This is a genomic window from Polaromonas sp. JS666 (assembly GCF_000013865.1).
Classification (GTDB): Bacteria; Pseudomonadota; Gammaproteobacteria; order Burkholderiales; family Burkholderiaceae_C; genus Polaromonas.
In genome coordinates this window covers 3,034,799-3,051,993 of record NC_007948.1, presented here as the reverse complement: position 1 = coordinate 3,051,993, position 17,195 = coordinate 3,034,799, and the positions used below count along the sequence as shown (strand labels likewise).

Annotated in this window: 19 protein-coding genes and 1 riboswitch; of the genes, 7 read left to right on the top strand and 12 right to left on the bottom strand. The window is 60.9% G+C overall.

Going from position 1 to position 17,195, the window contains the following annotated elements; all coding sequences use genetic code 11:
* Positions 1 to 45: 45 nt before the first annotated feature.
* The 10 genes from tolA to ribD form a co-directional block, all read right to left on the bottom strand.
* Positions 46 to 936 carry a cell envelope integrity protein TolA gene (gene tolA, locus BPRO_RS14405; RefSeq protein WP_011483805.1) on the bottom strand — a complete coding sequence of 297 codons (891 nt, stop codon included), beginning with the start codon at positions 934 to 936 and terminating at the stop codon, positions 46 to 48.
* 23 nt (positions 937 to 959) lie between these two features.
* The gene (locus BPRO_RS14400; RefSeq protein ID WP_011483804.1) at positions 960 to 1,400 is read right to left on the bottom strand and encodes a biopolymer transporter ExbD; all 441 of its coding nucleotides are present in this window, start codon (positions 1,398 to 1,400) and stop codon (positions 960 to 962) included.
* Between the two features lie 190 nt (positions 1,401 to 1,590).
* Positions 1,591 to 2,283, bottom strand: coding sequence for a protein TolQ (gene tolQ / locus BPRO_RS14395; protein ID WP_011483803.1), 693 nt, complete (start codon positions 2,281 to 2,283; stop codon positions 1,591 to 1,593).
* 26 nt (positions 2,284 to 2,309) lie between these two features.
* Positions 2,310 to 2,786 carry a tol-pal system-associated acyl-CoA thioesterase gene (gene ybgC / locus BPRO_RS14390; RefSeq protein WP_011483802.1) on the bottom strand — a complete coding sequence of 159 codons (477 nt, stop codon included), beginning with the start codon at positions 2,784 to 2,786 and terminating at the stop codon, positions 2,310 to 2,312.
* Positions 2,783 to 3,979, bottom strand: coding sequence for a pyridoxal phosphate-dependent aminotransferase (locus tag BPRO_RS14385; protein ID WP_011483801.1), 1,197 nt, complete (start codon positions 3,977 to 3,979; stop codon positions 2,783 to 2,785). The genes ybgC and BPRO_RS14385 overlap by 4 nt, the downstream gene beginning before the upstream one ends.
* A gap of 24 nt (positions 3,980 to 4,003) precedes the next feature.
* Positions 4,004 to 4,519 carry a transcription antitermination factor NusB gene (nusB, locus tag BPRO_RS14380; RefSeq protein WP_041388839.1) on the bottom strand — a complete coding sequence of 172 codons (516 nt, stop codon included), beginning with the start codon at positions 4,517 to 4,519 and terminating at the stop codon, positions 4,004 to 4,006.
* A 40-nt stretch (positions 4,520 to 4,559) separates the two neighbouring features.
* A complete protein-coding gene (gene ribH / locus BPRO_RS14375) occupies positions 4,560 to 5,024 on the bottom strand; it encodes a 6,7-dimethyl-8-ribityllumazine synthase (RefSeq protein ID WP_011483799.1) in 465 nt (154 codons plus the stop codon).
* Between the two features lie 37 nt (positions 5,025 to 5,061).
* Positions 5,062 to 6,165: a bifunctional 3,4-dihydroxy-2-butanone-4-phosphate synthase/GTP cyclohydrolase II gene (ribBA, locus tag BPRO_RS14370; RefSeq protein WP_011483798.1), complete on the bottom strand. Its 1,104-nt coding sequence runs from the start codon at positions 6,163 to 6,165 to the stop codon at positions 5,062 to 5,064.
* Positions 6,166 to 6,168: 3 nt separating this feature from the next.
* Positions 6,169 to 6,813, bottom strand: a complete 645-nt coding sequence (locus tag BPRO_RS14365; RefSeq protein ID WP_011483797.1) for a riboflavin synthase — start codon at positions 6,811 to 6,813, stop codon at positions 6,169 to 6,171.
* A gap of 98 nt (positions 6,814 to 6,911) precedes the next feature.
* The gene (gene ribD / locus BPRO_RS14360) at positions 6,912 to 8,033 is read right to left on the bottom strand and encodes a bifunctional diaminohydroxyphosphoribosylaminopyrimidine deaminase/5-amino-6-(5-phosphoribosylamino)uracil reductase RibD (protein ID WP_011483796.1); all 1,122 of its coding nucleotides are present in this window, start codon (positions 8,031 to 8,033) and stop codon (positions 6,912 to 6,914) included.
* A 182-nt stretch (positions 8,034 to 8,215) separates the two neighbouring features.
* Between ribD and BPRO_RS14355 the strand changes: the two genes are divergently transcribed.
* From BPRO_RS14355 to BPRO_RS14325, 7 genes are all read left to right on the top strand, one after another.
* Positions 8,216 to 8,614 carry a type IV pilin protein gene (locus tag BPRO_RS14355; RefSeq protein ID WP_011483795.1) on the top strand — a complete coding sequence of 133 codons (399 nt, stop codon included), beginning with the start codon at positions 8,216 to 8,218 and terminating at the stop codon, positions 8,612 to 8,614.
* Positions 8,608 to 9,177, top strand: a complete 570-nt coding sequence (gene pilV, locus BPRO_RS14350) for a type IV pilus modification protein PilV (protein ID WP_011483794.1) — start codon at positions 8,608 to 8,610, stop codon at positions 9,175 to 9,177. Before BPRO_RS14355 ends, pilV begins: the two co-directional genes overlap by 7 nt.
* Positions 9,174 to 10,349: a PilW family protein gene (locus BPRO_RS14345; protein WP_011483793.1), complete on the top strand. Its 1,176-nt coding sequence runs from the start codon at positions 9,174 to 9,176 to the stop codon at positions 10,347 to 10,349. The genes pilV and BPRO_RS14345 overlap by 4 nt, the downstream gene beginning before the upstream one ends.
* Positions 10,346 to 10,858, top strand: coding sequence for a PilX N-terminal domain-containing pilus assembly protein (locus BPRO_RS14340; protein ID WP_011483792.1), 513 nt, complete (start codon positions 10,346 to 10,348; stop codon positions 10,856 to 10,858). Before BPRO_RS14345 ends, BPRO_RS14340 begins: the two co-directional genes overlap by 4 nt.
* Before the next feature lie 19 nt (positions 10,859 to 10,877).
* Positions 10,878 to 13,955 (top strand): pilus assembly protein, encoded by a 3,078-nt coding sequence (locus BPRO_RS14335; RefSeq protein WP_011483791.1) that lies wholly within the window; start codon positions 10,878 to 10,880, stop codon positions 13,953 to 13,955.
* Positions 13,952 to 14,530: a GspH/FimT family pseudopilin gene (locus tag BPRO_RS14330; protein ID WP_011483790.1), complete on the top strand. Its 579-nt coding sequence runs from the start codon at positions 13,952 to 13,954 to the stop codon at positions 14,528 to 14,530. Before BPRO_RS14335 ends, BPRO_RS14330 begins: the two co-directional genes overlap by 4 nt.
* Positions 14,531 to 14,681: 151 nt before the next feature.
* Complete coding sequence (locus BPRO_RS14325) at positions 14,682 to 15,230, top strand: GspH/FimT family pseudopilin (protein ID WP_198140934.1); 549 nt, start codon at positions 14,682 to 14,684, stop codon at positions 15,228 to 15,230.
* Between the two features lie 15 nt (positions 15,231 to 15,245).
* Here the strand turns inward: BPRO_RS14325 and nrdR are convergent, their stop codons facing one another.
* Positions 15,246 to 15,695, bottom strand: coding sequence for a transcriptional regulator NrdR (gene nrdR, locus BPRO_RS14320; protein WP_011483788.1), 450 nt, complete (start codon positions 15,693 to 15,695; stop codon positions 15,246 to 15,248).
* Between the two features lie 27 nt (positions 15,696 to 15,722).
* Complete coding sequence (gene glyA, locus BPRO_RS14315) at positions 15,723 to 16,967, bottom strand: serine hydroxymethyltransferase (RefSeq protein ID WP_011483787.1); 1,245 nt, start codon at positions 16,965 to 16,967, stop codon at positions 15,723 to 15,725.
* Positions 16,968 to 17,014: 47 nt separating this feature from the next.
* A riboswitch (ZMP/ZTP riboswitch) is annotated at positions 17,015 to 17,146 on the bottom strand.
* Between the last annotated feature and the right edge of the window lie 49 nt (positions 17,147 to 17,195).

The following is a 17,195-nucleotide window of genomic DNA, read 5'->3' as shown; positions in this document are numbered from 1 at the left end:
TGGCGGCGGCCATCGTATCGGCATGCGGGCGCTTGCCGGCGCGTGCTAGCCTTTGGGTTTGAATTCCAGAATCATCGGAGTGGGAACCCGCCCATCATCGTCTCGCGGCAGGGTGCCGGTACGAATGATGGCTTTGATCACCGCCTCATCCCAAGCCTTGTTGCCGCTTGACTTGACCAGCCGCTGGCCGAGGATGACGCCGTCGGGTGTGCTGCGCACTTCAACTTCGGCCGTGGGGTTGCCGGCAATATCTTCGGTGAACACCACATTGGGCAAGACCCTGGCCCTGACTTTTCCGGCATAGCCGGCAGACGGTCCGCTGGATTTTTGGCCTGAACCTTTCGCATTGGCGTCACCCGTGGCGCCCGCCAGTCCCATCATGCGGTTCAGTGCATCCTGCCGCTGCTTTTGTGCCAGGGCTTCAGCCTGCTTTTTCTTCTCCAGGTCTTTGGCGTCCTGCTTTTTGGCTTCAGTCTTCTGGGCTTCTTCAGCGGCCTTGCGTTTGGCCAGTTCCTCCTTGGCCTTTTGCTCTTTTTCCTTTTTGGCCTGCAGCTCGGCTTTCAGTTTTTCCTGCAGCTTCTGCGCCTTCAGCGTCTCGGCTTCCTTTTGCTGCTGCAGCAACTTGCGTTTTTTCTCCTGCTCCAGGGCAATGTCCACATTCGGCGTGGGTGGAGTCACCCTGACTTCCGGCGCTTTGGGCTCCGGTGGTGGTGGAGGGGGTGGAGGCGTTTCGACCAGCTTGGGCGCCGCCTCCTGCGGCACGCTGGACCACAACTCGGCTTCAAACGAGGCGGCCCGGTCACTGCGTTTCCAGTGGACGCCCCAGGTCAGCGCGGCCATCAACAGAATGTGGGCAAGCAGCGCCAGGGCGAAAGCGCGCAAGTAGCCCGTATCGCGAGGTGGGCCAAATTCAAGGCGGTCTGCTGCGCTGGGCATGGTGTGCTGGTAGCGGCTTTGGATCAGTTGCCGGTTTGCACCGACAGGCCGACCCGCGACACACCGGCCTTCTGCAGGTTGTCCATGACCTGGACCACGGTTTCGTACTTGATGGACTTGTCGGCACTGATGACGACCGGGACCGCATCGGCGCCCGCTGCCTTGACGGCCGGCTCCCGCTTCACGATGTCGGCGGCCACGTTGCGCACGTTGCTGGGCAGGGCGTCCGTCTTGATCCTGATCTGGACCTTCTCGTCCTTGCCGATCTCGATCTGCACCGGATTGGGCGGCTTGCTGCTGGCCTTGCCAACCTTGGGCAAGGCAATCATGCTGGGGGTGATCAGCGGCGCGGTGACCATGAAGATGATCAGCAGTACGAGCATGACGTCGATGAACGGCACCATGTTGATTTCGCTGATGGTACGGCGGCCGCGGCCGCGGCCGCGGGAGGTGACTGCAGGCATGGCGATCTCCTAGGCGGACGGCCGCCGCGAAGGGCCGCCCCGAGCAAGGCCAGCCCCCGAGGGGCTGGAGCCCGCGGCTCCGAACCTGCTTGAGCAGGTTCGGACGGGCGACGGAGGCGAAGCGTCTCGCGAGCCGCGGCCTGCAAGGCCTCGCGTATTACACGAAGTGAAAAGCGTGGGGGCCAACATTTCAGTGACCCGAGGGCGACTGGGCGCCCAGGTTGCGCTGCAGGATGTTGGAGAACTCTTCGATGAAGGTTTCCAGGCGATTTGCAACGCGGTCAATGTCGTGGGCGAAGCGGTTGTAGGCCACCACGGCGGGAATGGCCGCAAAAAGGCCGATGGCCGTGGCCACCAGTGCTTCGGCGATGCCGGGGGCTACCGTGGCCAGCGTGACCTGCTCCAGGGCCGCCAGCCCGGTGAAGGCGTGCATGATGCCCCAGACCGTGCCGAAGAGGCCGACGTAAGGCGACACCGAGCCGACGGTTGCCAGAAACGACAGGTTGACTTCAATGGCATCGAGTTCGCGCTGGTAGCTGGCGCGCATTGCCCGGCGCGCGCCATCGAGCAGCGTGCCCGTATCGGCGATGCGGCGCTCGCGCAGTTTTTGGTATTCACGCATGCCGCTGGCAAAAATACGCTCCATGGCACCCGAGTGCTTGGCGTTTTGCGCGGCGCCAGCAAACAGATCATTCAGGCTGGTGCCGGACCAGAACTCGCGGTCGAAGTCGTCGTTGAGTTTCTGAACTTTTTTAAGCGCCACGATTTTCCTGAAAATCGCGGCCCAGCTGGCTATGGAAACGCCAACCAGCAGCGCCACCACCAGCTGGACGACCCAGCTGGCGTTGAGGATGAGGCTGACGATGGAGAGGTCTTGGTTCATGTTGAAGCTTTGCCCGGTTTAAGCTGTCAGGAAAGAAAGCAGGAAATAATCGATTCGGGTATGCGCGCGGGCTTGAGGCTGGCGGCCTCGACCCAGCCAATCCTGATCGTGCCGTCACAAAGCAAGAGGGGCGATTGCCCGACCGCCTGCTCTGTTTTCAATAGCGCCTGCTGCCTGATTATCAAAGACGCGCGGCCTGTTTCGACCATGCATGCCGTAACAATCAGTTCATCGTCGAGCCGGGCAGGGCGGTGGTAGCGGATCTGGGTGTCGCTCACCACAAACATGCCCCCCGTGCTGTCCTTCAGGCGCTGCTGTTCTATGCCCAGTGATCTGAGCCATTCCGTGCGCGAACGTTCAAAAAATTTCAGGTAGTTGGCGTAAAAAACGATGCCGCCGGCGTCGGTGTCTTCCCAGTACACCCTGAGCGGCCATTCGAAGACCTGTTGGGGCTGGCGCTGCTGCAACCCCTCGACAGGCTGGGGACGAACGAATGCGCTCATGCCAGCAAGGTCCTGAGCCGCGCCACCGCTTCCCGCAATTGCTCCATGGAGTTGGCGGTTGAGAAACGCACAAACTTCTCTGGTGCGGCCTGTCCGAAGTCGCGTCCGGGCGTGACGGCCAGATGGGCGCGCTTCATCAGCTCGAACGCGAGGTCCCAGCTGCCGCTGACGCCCAACCGTGCGGCGGTTTCCGTGCAGTCGGCATAGGCATAGAACGCCCCGTCCGGCATCACCGGAACGCGCAGGCCCAGGCGGTTGAGTTCGGGAATGAAGTAATCGCGGCGCGCCTTGAATTCCGCGCGGCGTCGCTCGTATTCCTGCAGGCTGTCGGGCTCAAAGCAGGCCAGCGCGGCATATTGCGCCACGGTGCTGGCGCAGATAAAGAGGTTTTGCGCAATGCGCTCCACGACGGGCGCCAGTGCCTCGGGCACCACCAGCCAACCCAGTCGCCAGCCCGTCATGTTGAAGTATTTGCTGAAGCTGTTGATGCTGATCACACTTTGCCCCAGCTCGCCGGGCATGGCCAGCGCGGAATGCCCGAAGTGTTCTTCATAGCTGAGGCCCAGATAGATCTCGTCAATCAGGGTCACGCCGCCCTGGCCATGCACAAACTCATGGATGCGCTGCAGTTCTTCGGGGGCAATAGAGGTGCCCGTCGGGTTGGAGGGCGAGGCCAGCAGCACGCCGCGGGTCTTGTCATTCCACGCTGCCTGCACCTTCTCGCGCGTGAGCTGAAATCGCTCCTCGGCGGTGGTCGGAATCAGCACTGCATTGCCTTCCGCCGCGCTGACGAAATGCCGGTTGCACGGATAGCTCGGATCGGGCATCAGGATTTCGTCCCCCGCCTCGATGAGTGCCAGGCAGGCCAGCTGCAGCGCGGCCGACGCACCCGCCGTAACGATGATGCGGCTGGGAGCCACCTGTACGCCAAAGCGTGAGGCATACCAGCCGCTGATGCGTTCGCGCAAAGCCGGCAGGCCCGTCGCCTGGGTGTACTGCGTGGTGCCTTGGGCGATGGCGCGTGCGGCTGCTTCCTGCACCAGCGGCGGAGCCGTGAAGTCCGGCTCGCCAATGTTCAGGAAGATCATGGGTTTGCCGCTGCCGGCAAATTCCTGGGCTAGCGCCGAGGCTGCCTTGGCAACCTCCATGACGTAAAACGGCTCAATCCGCTGAGCCCGCTGGGCGATTTTCACGGCAAGCCTTTCATGGTCTGCGATTTATTTTGTCTGGTCAGCGGCAACTTCGGCGGCGCGCAGGGAGGGTGCCATTTTATGCAGGACTCCGTTGACGTATTTGTGCCCGTCGGTGCCGCCGAAGGCCTTGGCCAGCTCGATGCACTCGTTGATCACGACGCGGTAGGGGACATCCAGGCATTGCCTGAATTCGTAAGCGCCCATCCAGAGCACGGCATGTTCAACCGGTGAAATTTCGGCCATGGGCCGATCCAGCAGGGGGGTAATGACCGCGTCAAGGGCGCTGGCGCCCTCAATGCAGCCATGCAGTAGCGCGTCGTAGTGCGCCGAGTCTGCTTTGTGAAAACCGACCAGGTCGCGGGTAAAGGCATCAATCGAGTCGGCGTCATTACGGCCCACCAGATGCTGGTACAGCGCCTGCAGGGCGAATTCGCGCGCCCGGGTACGCGCCGATTTGTCAGCCGCTTTTTTGACACCCGTGTCGGTCAGGCCGGTGCGGATTTGGGGTGGTCGTTTGGGTTTGTTGAGGGGTTCAGCCATGAAGCGCCGGTTGGTAATAAAGGTTTTTTGAAACAGGGGCTTATGCAAGCTCGTCCAGCAGATTGGCCATTTCGACGGCAACGCGCGCCGCGTCACGCCCTTTTTCAATCTGGCGCGCCTCGGCCTGCGCCAGGTTCTCGGTCGTCAAAATCGCGTTGGCAATCGGCAATTGGTAATCCAGCGCCAGGCGTGTCACGGCCGAGCCGCTTTCGTTGGCCACCAGCTCAAAGTGATAGGTCTCACCGCGAATGATGCAGCCCAGGGCGATCAGGGCATCGTACTTGTCACTTTCGGCCATGGCCTGCAGTGCGCAAGGCACTTCGAGCGCGCCGGGCACCTTGACATGCTTGATGTTTTTTTCTTCCACGCCCAAGGCTGCAAGCTCCTGTTTGCAGGCTTCGGCGAGGGCGTTGGTAACGCTTTCATTGAAGCGCGCCTGCACAATGCCAATGGAAAATTTCCGGCCGTCAAGCTTGTCGGTTGAACCTTTTTCTGCACCAAACACAATGAACTCCCTTGATTGAATTATTTGAATGATTGAATTATTGAGTGATGTAGCCGACGATCTCCAGGCCATAGCCGGTCATGCTGGGCATGCGGCGCGGGTTGCCCAGGAGGTTCATTTTGTGCACGCCGCATTCGCGCAAGATCTGCGCGCCCACGCCATAGGTGCGCAGGTCCATGCGGCCGCGCTCGGGCGCCTGGCTGGCACGGGCCGTGCCTTCAAACTGGGCCAGCAACTGCGCCGCGCTTTCGCCGCAGTTCAGCAGCACGGCCACGCCTTTGCCTTCCCTGGCAATATGGTTCAGGCTCTGGTCCAGGCTCCACGAATGCATGGAACGCTGGACCTCCAGCGCGTCCAGGACCGACAGCGGCTCATGCACCCGCGCGGCGACGGTATCGTCCGCTGACCACTGACCCCGGACCAGTGCCAGGTGCAGGCCCTGGCTGGGCTTATCCTTGAACGCATGCACGGTAAATTCGCCGAATGCGGTTTGCAGCGTGCGGCTGCCAATTTTCTCAATCAGCGACTCGTTGCGGCTGCGGTGTTCGATCAGGTCGGCAATGGTGCCAATCTTCAGGCCGTGTTCAGCGGCAAATAGGAGCAAGTCAGGCAGGCGGGCCATGGTGCCGTCGTCCTTCATGATCTCGCAAATTACGGCGGCCGGCGAGCAGCCGGCCATGCTCGCCAGGTCACAGCCCGCCTCGGTGTGGCCAGCGCGCATCAGAACGCCGCCATCGACAGCCTGGAGGGGAAAGATATGGCCGGGTTGCACCAAATCGCTGACCTTGGCGTCTTTGGCTACGGCGGCCTGTACCGTGCGAGCCCGGTCAGCGGCAGAAATACCCGTGGTGACGCCTTCGGCCGCTTCAATGGACACGGTAAAGGCGGTCGAATGCTTGGTGCCGTTACGGGTGGCCATGGGGGGTAATTGCAGCAACTCGCAGCGTTCGCGCGTCAGTGTCAGGCAGATCAGGCCACGACCGAAGCGGGCCATGAAGTTGATGGCCTCTGCGCTGACGTGGTCTGCTGCCAGGACGAGGTCGCCTTCGTTTTCGCGGTCTTCTTCGTCGATCAAGATAACCATGCGGCCGGCGCGCATGTCGGCAACGATGTCTTCAACAGGGGAAATTACAGTGGTCATGGGTCAGCTTTTTCGGGGTGAATGGGTGTCTTTGAGCATGCGTTCAACATAGCGCGCGATCAGGTCGATTTCCAGATTGACCTCAGAGCCTGCCGCCAGTTGGCCCAGTGCCGTGTTTTGCACGGTGTGGGGAATGAGGTTGATGCTGATCTCGCTGCCACCGGTATTTTCGGTCAGATCCACGACGCGGTTCACCGTCAGGCTTGCCCCATTGACGGTGATGGAGCCTTTGTAGGCCAGGTATTTGCTCAGTTCCCGCGGTGCACGAATGCGCAGTTCCCAGCTTTCGCCCATCTGGGCAAAGTGCGTCACACGGCCAATGCCATCGACGTGACCTGCGACGATATGCCCGCCGAGGCGGTCATTTGCGCGAAGGGCTTTTTCCAGGTTGATGATGCCGGTTTGGGTCAGGCCGCTGGTTTTGGAAAGGGATTCGGCCGAGACGTCGACGCAGAAGCGGTTGTTGGCGCTGTCCAGTGAAGCCGCAGTCATGCAGGCTCCGCTGAGTGCAATGCTGTCGCCCAGACCCACGTCGTCGAGATAACCCGCGGGCGTTTCAATGGTCAGTCGCTTGCCATGGTCTGAAGAGCTGCCCAGGCTATGGATGGCGACGATGCGCCCCACGCCGGTGATGATTCCGGTAAACATCCTGCCATTTTCGCAGGGAATCGAGCCGTGCCGCCCGGCAAGGGCTCTAAAGGCCCGGAAAAAGCGCGCTGTCCCCAGGTTTTGAGGCTCAATCTGCGCTAGAACCGGTCTCGTCCTGCGACCCGGGCCATTACCCGTAAATCAACGCCCACCGGCTGGGCGGACAGGAATTCCAGCGGAACGGCGTCCGAAAGCTGCTGCAGGGGGCCAAATGAAGCCATGCCATTGCCGGAGCCCAGCAGTTTCGGGGCCAGATAGACCAGAAATTCGTCGACAAGCTCCTCCCGGAGCAAGGATCCGTTGAGTTTGTGGCCTGCCTCTACGTGCACCTCGTTGACTTCACGCTGCGCCAGATCACGCAGCATGGCGGTCAGGTCTACTTTGTCCGGCGCTCCGGTCTGCCGGCCGGGCAGATAGATCACGGTGACTCCGCGCTCTTCCAATGCGGTCTTCTTGGCATCATCTGGCACGGCCGCATAGACATAAATCGTGCGGTTACCTGTGAAAAGATTGGCGTTCAATGGCAGTTGAAGTCGGCTGTCCACCACCACCAGGTGGGGCTGGCGAGGCGTGGCAACCGATCTGACATCCAGACGCGGGTTGTCTTCGAGGATCGTACCGATGCCGGTGAGGATGGCGCTGGCACGCGCACGCCAGGCATGCCCGTCCGTGCGTGCCGCTTCCGAGGTAATCCACTGGCTTGCGCCATTATCCAACGCCGTTTTGCCATCCAGTGAGGCGGCAATTTTCATGCGCACCCAGGGCGTTTTCCGGATCATGCGGCTGAAAAACCCGATGTTCAGCTCACGCGATTCCGCAGCGCCGGGGCCCACTACCACCTCAATGCCAGCGGCACGCATGCGCTCAAACCCTTGACCTGACACCAAGGGGTTGGGGTCCGCAATGGATGCCACCACCTTTTTGATGCCTGCTGCAATCAGCGCGTCGCAACAGGGGCCGGTGCGGCCGTGGTGGGAGCAGGGTTCGAGCGTGACGTAGGCGGTTGCGCCAGCGACTACATGCCTCCTGGCCGCCGCATCGCGCAGGGCCATGATTTCTGCATGCGCCCCGCCCACGGCCTGGGTGTCGCCGGTGCCCAGCACCCGCTGGTCATCGGCGGAGGCGATGACGCAGCCCACCCGGGGGTTGGGTTCGGACCGGCCTACGGCATGGCGTGCCAGCTCCAGGGCCTGGTCGATGAATGGAGGGGGGGGCTTCATCCTGAGTGGGGCAGCGTTGTTTGGAGTTTGCAAGGGTGAAGGTTGCTCATCTTAATCCGTCCCGGTGGCCCGCCGCGCGAACCACTCGTTCGGGTAAAGCGACCGGTTGTCGGGCAGTAGGTGCTTTCGGAAGTCGCCTGCGCTAAGGTTCAGCCTGAAATAACCTAACAACCGGAGATGGCATGCGCGTCGGCAAGCAAAATGGGTTCACGCTGATCGAACTGATGGTCACGGTGGCTATCGTCGGAATCCTGGCTGCGGTGGCCTATCCCTCCTACACCAGCCACATCAGGAAAGGCGTGCGGCGGGCGGCCCAGGCTCAGATGATGGATATCGCCAATCGGGAGCAGCAATACCTGCTGGCCAACCGTACTTTCGCCTCCTACGATACGTTGATGCTCAGTGGCTATTCGCTGCCCACTGACCTCACTGCCAAGTACACGCCCACGATCGCCCTGGTCGGCGGTACGACTACGGCGCCCGGATTCACCATCACGTTCACGGCCATTGGCGGCCAGGCCGAAGATGGCAACCTGACGCTCACCAGCGAAGGGGTGAAGGACCCGGTGGGCAAATGGTAGCCCGCGTGCCGTCCCGCATCCCGCGTCAACAACTCGGCGCTTCGATGATCGAAGTGCTGGTCACCATGATCATCATCGCCTTCGGCCTGCTCGGGATGGCGGGGCTGCAGATGCGCATGCAGAGTTCGGAGATGGAGGCCTACCAGCGCAGCCAGGCGCTTCTGCTGCTCAACGATATGGCCAACCGCATCGCTGCAAACCGCAACAATGCCAGCTTATATGTCATGGGGACCACGGCGCTAGGTACGGGGATGACCTGTCCCACGGCGACCGCGACCATAGGGCAGCAGGACCTGCGGCAATGGTGCGAAGCCTTGCAGGGGGCCGCCGAGGTGTCCGGCACGGACAAGGTGGGTGCGATGGTCGGCGGCCGCGGATGCATCCAAACCGCCAGCGGCGACTACCTGGTGACCGTGGTATGGCAGGGTCTCACGCCGATTTCGGCACCACCGGCATCCGTCGCTTGCGGCGCCGGCCAGTTCAATGGCGACAGCGCGTCCAGTTGCAAGAACGACCTGTGCCGACGTGCCGTGACCACCTTGGTTCGAGTCGCCACCCTATGAACAAAACCCTCCGCACGCAGCGCGGCTTCACTTTGGTGGAGTTGATGATTTCGCTGGTCCTCGGATTGCTGATCATCCTGGCTCTCCTCACCATGCTGATCAACGTCAATCGCAACAACAGCGAACTGAGCTCCACGAACCGGCTCATCGAGAACGGACGCTTTGCCGTGCAGCTGCTGTCGTCCGACGTGGCGCATGCGGGCTACTGGTCCGGCCATGTTCCCGAGTTCGACAATTTGACGGGCTCGACCACCGTCGGGCCGACGGACGTGCCGACAGCCGTGCCCGATCCGTGTCAGGCCTTCGCGGCGTGGGACGCGGCGTACAAGACCAACCTGATCGGTATGGCGGTGCAAGGAACCGACATCCTGGACGTGTCATCCCCGTCGGCGCCGGTCTGCGCCGGCGTTGTTACAAATCCCCAGCGAAATACTGACCTACTTGTGGTGCGCCATGCGGAACCATGCCTCGTCGGCTCGGGTACGGACGACTGTTCTGACACCCGTGCCGCCACCTCACCGCATGTGTATGTTCAGGCGTCCCGGTGCGGGGACGACACCACGACTCTTGTGCTGGGCACCACTGGCTTCACCTTGAAGGCGGGCGACTGTACCGCGGATGCCCCCATCAGGCGGTTCTCCTCCAGCATCTACTACGTACGCGATCACGCCAACGCGGCGGGAGACGGCATACCGACACTGATGCGCGCGCGTTTTGGTGTCAACGGTACCCCGCAATTCCTGTCCGCCCAGGCGCTGGTGGAGGGGGTACAGGGCTTCAGGGTGGAATATGGAGTGGACAACAGGAGCGACACCGCCGCCACGGTCGACCTGGCGGCGCTGGCCTTGCCGATCGCGTGGCCGACAGGCGCCACCGTGCTGAACACCCCCACGAATCGCGGCAATGGTCTGCCGGACGAATACATCCGCTGCTCGCAAGCAACGCCCTGTACTGCGGATCAGCTGGTGAACGTGACGGTGGTCAAGCTGTACGTGCTGGTGCGAGCGGAAAGGACCACGCCAGGCCATACGGACACCAAGCAATACTGCCTGGCCAGTTCCTGTACCAATCCGACGGACTACATGGGCCCGTTCAACGACGGCTACAAGCGCCACCTGTTTACCCAGACCATCCGCTTGACCAACGTAGCCACGCGCAGGGAGACGCCATGAGTTCGATGGTTAGAGGCTCGCGACCTGGGCGGGGCCAGAGAGGCGCCACGCTGGTGGTCGCGCTGATCATGCTGACCTTGATCACCCTTCTGGTGGTCAATGCATTCACGCTCAGTTCATCCAATCTCAAGGCCGTCGGCAACATGCAGGCGCGCGACGAGGCGATCGCTGCTGCCAACCAGGCCATCGAACTGGTCGTGAGTTCCTCCTTCACCGACGCGCCCGTGGCGCAGGAACTGAATGTCGACATGAACAAGGACGGCGCGACGGACTACACCGTCAGCATTGCGCTGCCCAAATGCGTGCGGGCCATAGAAGTACCCAACCCGGACAAATGCGAGGAAAACCTCAAGGCGCTGTGTGCCGAGAACAACTGGTACACCGAGTGGGAACTTCAAGCCACTGTCGGCGATACCGCCAGCGGCACATCCGTCGTTGTGCACCAGGGCGTGCGCGCGAAGCTCAGTAATAGTCAAAAAACCGCGGTCTGTGCCACACCGTCCACCTGAGTCCCCGTTGGAAAATCCCATGAAACAAAAAATATTTCAATGCATCGCCGTGCTGCTCGTGTTCGTGGCGCATGTGTCCACCAGCCTCGCGGAGGACATTGAATTGTTCGTGGGCACTCCACCCACTACCGCTGAAACACCGAATGTGCTGATTGTTCTGGACAACACGGCGAACTGGAACACGGCCTTCGTGAACGAAAAAGCCGCGCTCGTGTCGGTCTTCCAGGGGATGCCGGTTGACAAGTTCCGGGTCGGCTTGATGATGTTCAACGAGACGGGCGGTGGAAACTCGGGTAATGACGGTGCCTATGTTCGGGCGGCAGCTCGAACGATCACAAGCAGCAACAAGACCGCCTACGCCAACCTGATCGACAGTCTGGACATTACCGGCGACAAATCCAACGGCGGCAAGGTTGCTAAGGCCATGATGGAAGCGTACTACTATCTCAGCGGGGGCACGCCGCACGCCGGTAACCAGAAGAACAAGACCGACTATGCCCTCAATACCGCGGGCAATGCATCCGACGATGCTATGCATGCGCTTGCCGGCAACGCACTGGCATCGAAGAACAGCACCACCTACGTCAAGCCGGGCTCGGGTGATTGCGTCAAAAACTACATCATCTACATCAGCAACGGCCCGGCTCAAGACAACAGTTCCGACATTGAGACTGCGACGACCGCGCTTGCCGCCGCCGGCGGCAAGACGACCGCCATTTCACTCAACCCCAGCGGTTCGCAGGACAACCCGGCCGACGAATGGGCGCGGTTTCTCAAGAAGAGTGCGATCAAGGGGGTGGTGTACACGCTCGACGTGAACAAGGGAACTTCGGGCCAGGGTCCTGGATGGACGGCCTTGCTGAAAAGCATGGCATCGCAAAGCGGTGGGCGATATTTTGATGTGAGCACCTCAGGTATCGCGGACGCCATCAACTCCATCCTCTCCGAGATCCAGTCCGTGAACAGCGTGTTCGCGTCGGTCAGTCTTCCCGTGAGCGTGAACACGCAGGGCACCTACCTGAACCAGGTGTTCGTGGGGATGTTCCGGCCCGACGGCGACAGTATGCCGCGCTGGAAGGGAAACCTCAAACAGTACAAGATGGCATTCATCAACAATGAGTTGAAGCTGGTCGACGCAGACGGAACTGCGGCCATCAACGGCCAGACTGGGTTCATTACGGAGTGCGCGCGAAGTTACTGGACCCCGACGACGGTGGATACCGAGTGGAACAGCGCGCAGGAAAGCGACTGTCTCACGGTGGCGGGCGCGGAGTCGTCCAATTATCCGGATGGCAACGTCATTGCCAAAGGCGCGCAGGCTTACCAGCTGAGACTGAGTTCCACCAGGACTTCGCTCACTTGCAATGACGCGACTTGCACGAGCCTCGTCACCTTCAACAATACGAACGTTTCGCAGACACAGCTTGGCGTGAGCACCACGACTGACCGCGATAATGTGATCAATTGGGCCGGGGGCATGGACAACAAGGATGACGAAGATATCGACGGCTCCTTTACCGACCACAGGTTGTCCATGCACGGTGATGTGGTTCATTCTCGCCCCGTGGCGTTGAATTTCGGAACCACGGTGGCGCCCAAGGTCGTCGTTTTTTACGGCGCCAACGACGGCTGGTTCAGGGCGGTGAACGGCAATCGAGCGGACGCGATCGGCGCGGTTCCAGCCGGGGGCGAGCTTTGGTCTTTCGCGCCGCCTGAGTTTCTGTCGAAGTTCTCCAGGCTCCGCGAAAAAACGCCGCTCAACTACTATCTCAACACGCCGGCGACGGGCACCCAGAAGAAGGACTACGCCATCGATGGCCCAATCACCGCGTACCGAGGGACGATCGGCGCTTCAACCGCCACCAAGACATTCCTCTATGCCACCATGCGCCGCGGCGGAAGATCGATCTACGCGTTCGACGTGAGCAATGCCGACACCGCGCCGACCAGCCCGTCGCTCAAATGGCGGATCGGCTGCACCGCGGACGGCACCTGCTCCAGCGGCATGAGTGGCATCGGCCAGACCTGGGGCTCGATCAAGACGTTCACGCACGGCAGCTTCAGTTCCGGCAATACGCCCCTGCTGATCTTCGGCGGTGGGTACGATGCCTGCGAAGACTACGACCAGTTCAGCACGACCGGCGCGAACCACAACTGCACGTCAAGTTCCACCGGCAACCATGTCTATATCGTCAACGGCGACACGGGTGCCGTTGAAAAGAGCTTCGATACCTCGGCCTCGGTCCTGACTTCGTTCAACAAGTATCGCGGAGTCATCGCCGACATGGCCATCGTTTCGGGCAGCGACGGTCATGCGAAATACGCCTACATTGCCGACCTGGGCGGCAACATATTTCGCATCACCATGACCGGCGCCCCGTCAGCCTGGACGATGAAGCAGATTGCGTCGTTCGGCTGCGATACGACCACCACCAGCTGCCCGGCGAACCGCAAGCTGATGTTCTCACCCAGCGTGGTGAATACGGCGACAGGCGAGTACACGCTGCTGGTGGGCTCCGGCGACCGTGAGAAGCCGATCACCGGCTATACGGCGGCAACGGCGGTTACTAATTACTTCTTCATGTTCAAGGACAAGCCCGATGACACCTCCTACCCTGGCACCACGGATTGCGGGATCGCCGTGGTGTGCCTCAATTCCCTGCTCAAGATCGAGCGGGACGCGGCGTCGCCCTCGAGCCTGGGAACCAAGAAGGGCTGGTACCTGGCTCTTCATTCAACAGAGCAGGTCGTGACCCAACCCCTGACCATATTCAGCGTCGTCACCTTCAGCACTCATGAGCCGGCTGTTACGGGAGTCGTCAGTTCCGGCTCCTGTAGCAATCTGGGCACCACACGTGTCTACAACGTGGGCTATGAGTACGCCAAACCCGTGGACGACCTTCGCTATGAGGACGTGGTGGGTGACGGCCTCCCGCCTTCGGCGACAGCGGGCCTAGTCACGCTCGACACAGGCCAGACCGTTCCTTTCTGCATTGGCTGTACCGGAGACTCGCCTCTCGAATCGAAGCAACCGACGACCTCGTCTTCAAGCACCATGCCCAAGGGGCGCCTCTACTGGTACCTTGAAAAGAAATGACAAGCAAGATGGCTTTACGGCTTCAGCGATCCGCATCCGGAACGAGGGCGTCTCGCGGCTTTACCCTGATCGAGTTGCTGGTCAGCATGACCGTGCTCGGCATTCTGGCCGCCATCGCGGTGCCGTCATTCAACGAGGCTTTCCTGAGTAACCGGCTGGCGTCGTTCAGCAACTCCTTTATCGCGAGCGCCCAGCTCGCGCGCAGCGAGGCAATAAAGCGCAATGCCGTGGTCAAGATGTGCCGATCGTCCAACGGCACAAGTTGCGCGACCGCGGGCGGTTGGCAGCAGGGTTGGATCATTTTCAGCGACAACGGCGCGGGTGGTAACGCCGACAACGGCACTGTGGACAGCGACGAGACTCGCATCTCCTATCAGCAAGCCCTTTCCACCGAGTATTCCTTCACGGGCAACAATTATTCGATCGCTTTCCAACCGTCGGGCCTGGTCGCTTCGACTGTCAGCCTGAACTTGTGCCGCTTGGCGCCCTCTGCGGGATCGCAGGAGCGGACCATCGGCGTCGGCACGACGGGTCGTGTCTCGGTGAGCACGACCAGAACCGGCATTTGCTCGTAAATAAATAATTCTTCAGTGGTTCTATCACATTAATTAAATCTTTTTTTCATTACTTTGGAGGATGTGGGTTTAGCACATTCTGGCTATCTTTCGGTATATGCCGAAACAGTCAAACCTCCCTGCCGCGCCGGAATCGAGCCCGCAATCCCTTTTGCGCAAGCGCTCGATGCGCGGGTTCACGTTGGTCGAGTTGGTGGCCGTGATCGCCATCCTGGGCATCTTGCTGGGCGTGGCTGTGCCATGGGTTGGGACCTTCGCCGACTCGATGCGGCTGACCTCACAAGCCAATGCCTATCTCTCGGCGCTGCACCTGACGCGCAGCGAGGCGATCAAACGCAACAGCAGAATGACCGTATGCAAGTCCGCTGACGGGTTGAGCTGCACGGAAGGCGGCGGCTGGCAGCAGGGCTGGATCGTCTTTCACGACCCCAACCACAATGCCGCGAAGGACGACACGGAGGTGATGGTGCATCAGTCGCCGGCCCTGCCGGCGAGCTTTCAACTGGTCGGCAATTCGAATGTTGCCACGTACGTGTCATTCGACGCCACGGGCGGCACCAGGCTTGTTTCAGGGGCTTTCCAGGCGGGCACGTTGACGTTGTGCCGGCAATCGGCGTTGAATGGCGAGGCCAGGCAGATCGTCATCAACAGCGCGGGTCGGCCCCGGGTGCAGAAAGTCGTAGTCGCCACCTGCGTTTAGATCGGGCAGCCCAGATCAGCGCCGGACCTCGTCCACCAGTGTCTTGAATTCGTCGATGTCTTCAAAAGACCGATAGACGCTGGCAAAGCGCACGTAGGCGACTTTGTCGAGCTTTTTAAGCTCACGCATCACCAATTCGCCGAGGCGGTTGGAGGGCACTTCCCGAACGCCCAGGCTCAGGAGTTTTTCTTCAATCCGTTCGATGGCAGAGTCGATCTGCTCTGTGCTCACCGGTCGCTTGCGCAGCGCCAGGTTCATCGAGCCGAGGATCTTGCCGCGCTTGTATTCAATGCGGCGCCCATCTTTTTTGACAATCGCCGGAAAATTGACGTCAGGCCGTTCATAGGTCGTGAAGCGCTTTTCACACGCGCCGCACTGGCGGCGGCGGCGTATGAAATCTGCATCTTCCGACACCCGGGTTTCGACCACCTGGGTCTCGAGGTTGCCGCAGAAAGGGCATTTCATTGGTTTGCCAAGACGTCGAAATGCGCTTCAGCGGTAAACAGGGAAGCGGCTGGTCAGGGCATTGACCTTGGCGCGAACCGCTTCGATATTGGCGGCATCGCGGGGGTTGTCCAGCACATCTGCAATCAGGTTGGCCGTGACGCGTGCCTCTTCGTCCTTGAAGCCGCGCGTGGTCATCGCTGGTGTACCGATGCGCACGCCACTGGTGACCATCGGCTTTTCCGGGTCATTCGGAATCGCGTTTTTATTGATAGTCATGTGGGCGCTTCCCAGTACGGCTTCAGCTTCCTTGCCGGTGATTCCCTTGGCGCGCAGGTCGACCAGCATCAAGTGGCTCTCTGTTCGGCCGCTGACAATACGCAAACCGCGTTGCGTCAGCGTTTCGGCCACGATGCGCGCGTTCGTCAGCACCTGCTGCTGATATGTCTTGAATTCGGGGGAGAGCGCTTCCTTGAAAGCCACCGCCTTCGCGGCAATCACGTGCATCAGCGGGCCACCCTGCAGGCCGGGGAAGATCGCGCTGTTGATGGCTTTCTCGTGCTCGGCTTTCATCAGGATGATGCCGCCGCGCGGGCCGCGCAGGCTCTTGTGCGTAGTGGACGTCACGACGTCGGCGTGCGGCACCGGGTTCGGGTACACGCCCGCAGCAACCAGGCCCGCGTAGTGCGCAATGTCAACCATGAAGATGGCGCCTACGGCTTTGGCGACTTTGGCAAAACGCTCGAAATCGATGCGCAGGCTGTAGGCCGAGGCGCCGGCGATGATGAGCTTGGGGCGGGTCTCGTGCGCCTTGCGCTCCATCGCGTCGTAGTCGATCTCTTCCTTGTCGTTGAGTCCGTAGGAGACAACGTTAAACCACTTGCCGCTCATGTTGAGTGCCATGCCGTGGGTCAGGTGACCGCCTTCGGCCAGGCTCATCCCCATGATGGTGTCGCCGGGCTTCAGGAAGGCAAGAAACACCGCCTCATTGGCGGAAGCGCCGCAATGCGGCTGCACATTGGCGGCATCCGCGCCAAAAATCTGCTTGATGCGGTCAATCGCCAGCTGCTCCGCCACGTCCACATACTCGCAACCACCGTAATAACGGCGGCCGGGGTAGCCTTCGGCGTATTTATTGGTGAGCTGCGAGCCTTGGGCTGCCATGACGGCGGGCGAGGCGTAGTTCTCGCTGGCAATCAGCTCGATGTGGTGTTCCTGCCGGGCGTTTTCAGCCTGGATGGCAGCGAAAATTTCGGGGTCGGTCTGTTCGACCAGAATATTGCGATGGTACATGGCAGTCCTTCAAGACTTTGATCCTTGTCCTTGGGTAGCAAGGAAGCAAGGGCTGCCCAGGCGAACGGCTGAACGCTGTGGCCAAACGGCTTTGAGCGGTGCGCTTCCCAGTGGTGTCCCCACGTCAGCATCAATGGCCGGCAAGACCATGATACCTATCGCCAGTCGCGCACCTCCCTAGTGTAACTGACGAGCGGTTGGTGCGGCGGGCGAGGGCAAAAGAACGCC

Excerpts from the sequence above, each read along its gene's own strand:
- ybgC (WP_011483802.1), bottom strand. The coding sequence starts at position 2,786 with ATGAGCGCATTCGTTCGTCCCCAGCCTGTCGAGGGGTTGCAGCAGCGC.
- BPRO_RS14330 (WP_011483790.1), top strand. The coding sequence starts at position 13,952 with ATGACAAGCAAGATGGCTTTACGGCTTCAGCGATCCGCATCCGGAACG.
- tolQ (WP_011483803.1), bottom strand. The coding sequence starts at position 2,283 with ATGAACCAAGACCTCTCCATCGTCAGCCTCATCCTCAACGCCAGCTGG.
- BPRO_RS14365 (WP_011483797.1), bottom strand. The coding sequence starts at position 6,813 with ATGTTTACCGGAATCATCACCGGCGTGGGGCGCATCGTCGCCATCCAT.
- ribD (WP_011483796.1), bottom strand. The coding sequence starts at position 8,033 with ATGAAGCCCCCCCCTCCATTCATCGACCAGGCCCTGGAGCTGGCACGC.
- nrdR (WP_011483788.1), bottom strand. The coding sequence starts at position 15,695 with ATGAAATGCCCTTTCTGCGGCAACCTCGAGACCCAGGTGGTCGAAACC.
- nusB (WP_041388839.1), bottom strand. The coding sequence starts at position 4,519 with ATGGCTGAACCCCTCAACAAACCCAAACGACCACCCCAAATCCGCACC.
- BPRO_RS14335 (WP_011483791.1), top strand. The coding sequence starts at position 10,878 with ATGAAACAAAAAATATTTCAATGCATCGCCGTGCTGCTCGTGTTCGTG.
- glyA (WP_011483787.1), bottom strand. The coding sequence starts at position 16,967 with ATGTACCATCGCAATATTCTGGTCGAACAGACCGACCCCGAAATTTTC.
- ribBA (WP_011483798.1), bottom strand. The coding sequence starts at position 6,165 with ATGACCACTGTAATTTCCCCTGTTGAAGACATCGTTGCCGACATGCGC.
- BPRO_RS14400 (WP_011483804.1), bottom strand. The coding sequence starts at position 1,400 with ATGCCTGCAGTCACCTCCCGCGGCCGCGGCCGCGGCCGCCGTACCATC.
- BPRO_RS14340 (WP_011483792.1), top strand. The coding sequence starts at position 10,346 with ATGAGTTCGATGGTTAGAGGCTCGCGACCTGGGCGGGGCCAGAGAGGC.
- tolA (WP_011483805.1), bottom strand. The coding sequence starts at position 936 with ATGCCCAGCGCAGCAGACCGCCTTGAATTTGGCCCACCTCGCGATACG.
- BPRO_RS14355 (WP_011483795.1), top strand. The coding sequence starts at position 8,216 with ATGCGCGTCGGCAAGCAAAATGGGTTCACGCTGATCGAACTGATGGTC.
- pilV (WP_011483794.1), top strand. The coding sequence starts at position 8,608 with ATGGTAGCCCGCGTGCCGTCCCGCATCCCGCGTCAACAACTCGGCGCT.
- BPRO_RS14345 (WP_011483793.1), top strand. The coding sequence starts at position 9,174 with ATGAACAAAACCCTCCGCACGCAGCGCGGCTTCACTTTGGTGGAGTTG.